Origin of the sequence: Pseudomonas agronomica, assembly GCF_025917275.1 — a bacterium.
Lineage (GTDB): Bacteria > Pseudomonadota > Gammaproteobacteria > Pseudomonadales > Pseudomonadaceae > Aquipseudomonas > Aquipseudomonas agronomica.
This window is the reverse complement of the sequence record NZ_JAOSHO010000376.1, coordinates 1-5,031: the sequence shown is the minus strand read 5'-3', so window position 1 is coordinate 5,031 and position 5,031 is coordinate 1. Positions and strand designations below refer to the sequence as shown.

Annotated in this window: 6 protein-coding genes; all 6 read left to right on the top strand. The window is 59.9% G+C overall.

What is annotated here, in order from left to right; genetic code table 11:
- On the top strand, positions 1 to 111 hold a 111-nt coding region (locus OC610_RS20900; RefSeq protein WP_264430407.1), incomplete at its 5' end, for an OprD family porin.
- A gap of 181 nt (positions 112 to 292) precedes the next feature.
- The gene (locus tag OC610_RS20895; protein ID WP_264430406.1) at positions 293 to 1,114 is read left to right on the top strand and encodes an NAD-dependent epimerase/dehydratase family protein; all 822 of its coding nucleotides are present in this window, start codon (positions 293 to 295) and stop codon (positions 1,112 to 1,114) included.
- Between the two features lie 43 nt (positions 1,115 to 1,157).
- Positions 1,158 to 2,063: an SMP-30/gluconolactonase/LRE family protein gene (locus tag OC610_RS20890; protein ID WP_264430403.1), complete on the top strand. Its 906-nt coding sequence runs from the start codon at positions 1,158 to 1,160 to the stop codon at positions 2,061 to 2,063.
- Positions 2,064 to 2,122: 59 nt separating this feature from the next.
- Positions 2,123 to 3,091 carry a TRAP transporter substrate-binding protein gene (locus tag OC610_RS20885; protein ID WP_264430401.1) on the top strand — a complete coding sequence of 323 codons (969 nt, stop codon included), beginning with the start codon at positions 2,123 to 2,125 and terminating at the stop codon, positions 3,089 to 3,091.
- Between the two features lie 75 nt (positions 3,092 to 3,166).
- Complete coding sequence (locus tag OC610_RS20880) at positions 3,167 to 3,694, top strand: TRAP transporter small permease (RefSeq protein ID WP_264430400.1); 528 nt, start codon at positions 3,167 to 3,169, stop codon at positions 3,692 to 3,694.
- A complete protein-coding gene (locus OC610_RS20875; RefSeq protein ID WP_264430398.1) occupies positions 3,694 to 4,974 on the top strand; it encodes a TRAP transporter large permease in 1,281 nt (426 codons plus the stop codon). Before OC610_RS20880 ends, OC610_RS20875 begins: the two co-directional genes overlap by 1 nt.
- Positions 4,975 to 5,031: the final 57 nt, after the last annotated feature.

The following is a 5,031-nucleotide window of genomic DNA, read 5'->3' as shown; positions in this document are numbered from 1 at the left end:
TTGAAAAGTCTTAACGTGAAATGGCGTAACGCTTCGATTCGTCGCGACTTCAGCACCAACGAATTCGACGAGAACCGCATCTTCATCAGCTATCCGATTTCGCTCCTGTAACGCCCCATGGACCCTTGCCATGTGCGTCTGCCAGCGCCATGGCGAGCCCCGGCAAGGATGCCGACCTAGAGCGGTTCGTCGATCAAACGTTGACAAGGTAGCGGAAGGATAAGGATATTCCCTCTCGGTCGTACGACAACTTATAACAACTGTACCTCTCACTGTTTGCTCAGGTAATGCCATGACCACCACACAGATTCGCCATCCCTTCAATCGCCTGCTATTGACCGGCGCCGCCGGCGGCCTTGGCAAAGTCTTGCGCGAACGCCTCAAGCCTTACGCCCGCCACATTCGCCTGTCGGACATCGCTAACATGGCGCCTGCCATTGATGAAAGCGAGGAAGTGGTGCCGTGCGACCTGGCTGACAAGCAGGCCGTGCATCAACTGGTGGAAGGTGTCGACGCGATCCTGCATTTCGGCGGGGTATCGGTTGAACGTCCGTTCGAAGAAATCCTCGGCCCCAACATCAGCGGCGTATTCCATCTCTACGAAGCCGCGCGCAAGCACGGCGTCAAACGCGTGATTTTCGCCAGTTCCAACCACGTCATCGGTTTCTACAAACAGGACGAAACCCTCGACGCCCATTGCCTTCGTCGTCCGGATGGCTACTACGGCCTGTCCAAATCCTACGGCGAAGATGTGGCCAATTTCTATTTCGATCGCTACGGCATCGAAACCGTGAGCATCCGCATCGGCTCATCGTTCCCGGAACCGCAGAACCGCCGGATGATGAGCACCTGGCTGAGCTTCGACGACCTCACCCAACTGATCGAATGCTCGCTCTATACCTCGAAAGTCGGCCACACCATCGTCTATGGCGTCTCCGCCAACCGCGACGTCTGGTGGGATAACAGCCACGCCGCGCACCTGGGCTACAAGCCCAAGGACACATCGGAAATCTTCCGCGCCAAGGTCGAGGCGCAGCCAATGCCGGCCGCCGACGATCCGGCGATGGTTTACCAGGGCGGTGCCTTTGTAGCTGCGGGCCCGTTCGACGACTGATTCGCCTGTTGTTCATGGGATACAAACGAACCAAGGAATCACCATGCTAGCCGAATTGATTGTCGACGCACGCAACGCCGTCGGGGAAAGCCCTGTGTGGGTCCCTGAAGAGAACGCCCTGTATTGGGTAAACATCCCCAGCGGCGGCCTGCAGCGCTGGAATGCCAGCAGCGGAAAAATCCAGGGCTGGGAAGCGCCCGAAATGCTCGCCTGCATCGCCCGTCACCAGGACGGCGGCTGGGTCGCGGGCATGGAAAGTGGCTTCTTCCGCCTGCACCCCCACGACGATGGCAGCCTGGACAGCGAACTGTGCGCCAGCGTCGAACACAGCCGCACAGACATGCGCCTTAACGATGGCCGTTGCGACCGCCAGGGCCGCTTCTGGGCCGGCAGCATGGTGCTGAACATGGGCGCCAACGCCGACGAAGGCCGGATGTACCGTTTTGAAGCCGGGCAACGCAGCCCGGTCGAGGCGCAACTGAGCGGTTTCATCGTGCCCAACGGCCTGGGCTTCAGCCCGGACGGAAGGACTATGTACCTCTCTGATTCGCACCCGTTGATCCAGCAGATCTGGGCCTTCGACTACGACATCGACAGCGGCACCCCGTCCAACCGACGGCTTTTCGTCGACATGATGCCCCTGGCCGGTCGCCCGGACGGCGCGGCGGTGGACGCCGACGGTTGCTATTGGATCTGCGCCAACGACGCTGGGCTGATTCACCGTTTCACCCCGGACGGGCGTCTTGACCGCTCCCTGGAAGTGCCGGTGAAAAAACCGACCATGTGCGCCTTTGGCGGCAGCCAGCTGGACACCCTTTTCGTGACCTCGATTCGTCCGGGTGACGACAACGATCCGCAATCCCTGGCCGGTGGCGTGTTCGCGCTCAACCCCGGCGTCAAGGGCCTGGCTGAACCTGCTTTCGGAGGACGGAAACACTCCGCGAACTGATCTGCTGCACCGCTTTACTGGATGAGCCAATAAAAAAACAACAACACTGGAGATTGACCATGAATTTCAAACGCACGCTTCTGATCGCAGCCCTGCCCCTGGCCTTCCTGGCCCAGGCGGCTCACGCCCTCGATATCAAGATCGCCGACATCCACCCCAAGGGCTACCCAACCGTAGTCGCAGAGGAATCCATGGGTAAAGCTCTCGAAGCAGAGAGCAAGGGCGAACTGAAGTTCAAGTACTTCCCGGGCGGTGTACTGGGTTCTGAAAAAGAAGTCATCGAGCAGATGCAAGCTGGCGCGATCCAGATGTCCCGCGTCAGCCTGGGCATCGTCGGCCCTGTGGTGCCGGACGTGAACGTGTTCAACATGCCCTTCATCTTTCGCGACCAGGCGCACATGCGCGCCGTGATCGACGGTGAAGTCGGCGATGCGATCCTCGACCGGATCACCAACTCCGAATTCGGCCTGGTGGCCCTGGCGTGGATGGACGGCGGCACCCGCAACCTCTACACCAAGAAGCCGGTGCGCACACCCGCCGACCTCAACGGCATGAAGATTCGCGTCCAAGGCAACCCGATGTTCATCGAGATGATGAATGCCATGGGCGGCAACGGTATCGCCATGGACACCGGCGAGATCTTCAGCGCCTTGCAAACCGGCGTGATCGACGGCGCGGAAAACAACCCGCCGACCATGCTCGAACACAACCATTACCAGAACGCCAAGTTCTACAGCCTGACCGGTCACCTGATCCTGCCTGAGCCGATCGTGATGTCGAAAATCACCTGGAACAAGCTCACCCCAGAGCAGCAGGACATGGTCAAAAAAGCGGCCAAGGCTGCCCAGGCTGAAGAGCGCGTGCTGTGGGACAAGAAGTCCGCCGCCAGTGAAGAAAAACTCAAGGCCGCCGGCGTCGAGTTCATCACGGTCGACAAGAAACCCTTCTACGACGCCACCGCGCCAGTCCGGGCCAAATACGGTGCGCCGTACGCCGACCTGATCAAGCGCATCGAAGCTGTCCAGTAAGGCCTCTCAATCTGTACTCATGAAACGGCTGGGCGCGCCTGCGGTTGAAGGCGCGCCCAGTTACGGTGGAACCCGATGAAGAATTTGCTGCTGCGTATCAACGACACGATTTACATGACTTGCATCTGGGTCGCCGGCCTGTCTGTCCTCGCCGTTGCGCTGATGATCCCTTGGGGCGTGTTTGCCCGCTACGTCCTCGGCACTGGTTCAAGCTGGCCGGAGCCCACCGCGATCTTGCTGATGATCGTGTTCACCTTCATCGGCGCCGCCGCCAGCTACCGCTCCGGCTCGCACATGGCCGTGGACATGGTCACCAGCCGCATGCCCGCGCACTTGCAGACCCTGGCTTCGGTGTTCACCCAGCTATTGATGGCGGCGGTGTGCATTTTCATGACTGTCTGGGGCGCGAAGCTGTGCATGACCACCTGGAACCAGTTCATGAGCGCCATCCCGACCCTGCGCGTTGGCATCACTTACATGCCGATCCCGATCGGTGGGTTCCTGACCCTTATTTTTGTCCTGGAAAAACTCTTGCTGGGTGATCAAAGCCAGCGTCGGGTCGTGCAGTTCGACCTGGTTGAAGAAAATGAAGGTGCCGCTTAATGGACGCTCTGATTCTGCTGGGCAGTTTTTTGGTATTGATCCTGATCGGCATGCCGGTCGCCTATGCGCTGGGCGCAGCCGCCCTGATCGGGGCGTGGTGGATCGATATCCCGTTCCAGGCCATGATGATCCAGGTGACGGGCGGGGTGAACAAATTCTCTCTGCTGGCCATTCCGTTCTTCGTCCTGGCCGGCGCGATCATGGCCGAAGGCGGCATGTCCCGCCGACTGGTAGCCTTCGCCAGCGTGCTGGTAGGTTTCGTGCGCGGTGGCTTGTCCCTGGTCAACCTCGTGGCGTCGAGTTTCTTTGGCGCGATCTCTGGTTCGTCGGTGGCCGACACTGCCTCGGTCGGTTCGGTGCTGATTCCGGAAATGACACGTCGCGGTTACCCGCGTGATTACGCCACCGCCGTCACCGTCAGTGGTTCGGTGCAAGCGCTGCTGACACCGCCAAGCCACAACGCGGTGCTGTACTCCCTCGCCGCGGGTGGCACCGTCTCCATCGGTTCGCTGTTCATGGCCGGCATCGTCCCCGGCGTCATGATGAACCTCTGCCTGATGGCGCTGTGCCTGGTCTTCGCGAAAAAGCGCAACTACCCTAAAGGCGAAGTAATTCCGCTCAAAGAAGCATTGAAGATCTGCAAGGAAGCCATGTGGGGCATGATGACCCTGTTCATCATCCTGGGCGGCATCCTCTCGGGTGTGTTCACCGCTACCGAATCGGCCGCGATCGCCGTGGTGTGGGCGTTCTTCGTGACCATGTGCATCTATCGCGACTACAAGTGGAGCGAGTTGCCGAAACTGATGCACCGGACGGTGCGCACCATCTCCATCGTGATGATCCTCATCGGCTTCGCCGCCAGCTTCGGCTACATCATGACGCTGATGGAAATCCCGGCGAAGATCACCACCGCGTTCCTGACCCTGTCGGACAACCGCTACGTGATCCTGATGTGCATCAACGTGATGTTGCTGCTGCTGGGCACCGTGATGGACATGGCGCCGCTGATCCTGATCCTCACGCCGATCCTGATGCCGGTCATCGTCGGCATCGGCGTGGACCCGGTGCAGTTCGGCATGATCATGCTGGTGAACCTGGGTATCGGCCTGATCACGCCTCCTGTGGGCGCGGTGTTGTTCGTCGGCTCCGCCATCGGCAAGGTCAGCATCGAAAGCACCGTCAAGGCCCTGCTGCCGTTCTACGCCATGCTGTTCGTGGTGCTGATGTTGGTGACCTACGTGCCTGCCATTTCGCTGTGGCTGCCGCATTTGGTGTTGTGAGGTAGGAGCTGCCGAAGGCTGCGATCTTTTGATCTTTCACTTGAAGCTCGAGTGACC

Bases quoted from the DNA above. Each gene is read 5' to 3' on its own strand.
- OC610_RS20895 (WP_264430406.1), top strand. From the start codon at position 293: ATGACCACCACACAGATTCGCCATCCCTTCAATCGCCTGCTATTGACC.
- OC610_RS20890 (WP_264430403.1), top strand. From the start codon at position 1,158: ATGCTAGCCGAATTGATTGTCGACGCACGCAACGCCGTCGGGGAAAGC.
- OC610_RS20885 (WP_264430401.1), top strand. From the start codon at position 2,123: ATGAATTTCAAACGCACGCTTCTGATCGCAGCCCTGCCCCTGGCCTTC.
- OC610_RS20880 (WP_264430400.1), top strand. From the start codon at position 3,167: ATGAAGAATTTGCTGCTGCGTATCAACGACACGATTTACATGACTTGC.
- OC610_RS20875 (WP_264430398.1), top strand. From the start codon at position 3,694: ATGGACGCTCTGATTCTGCTGGGCAGTTTTTTGGTATTGATCCTGATC.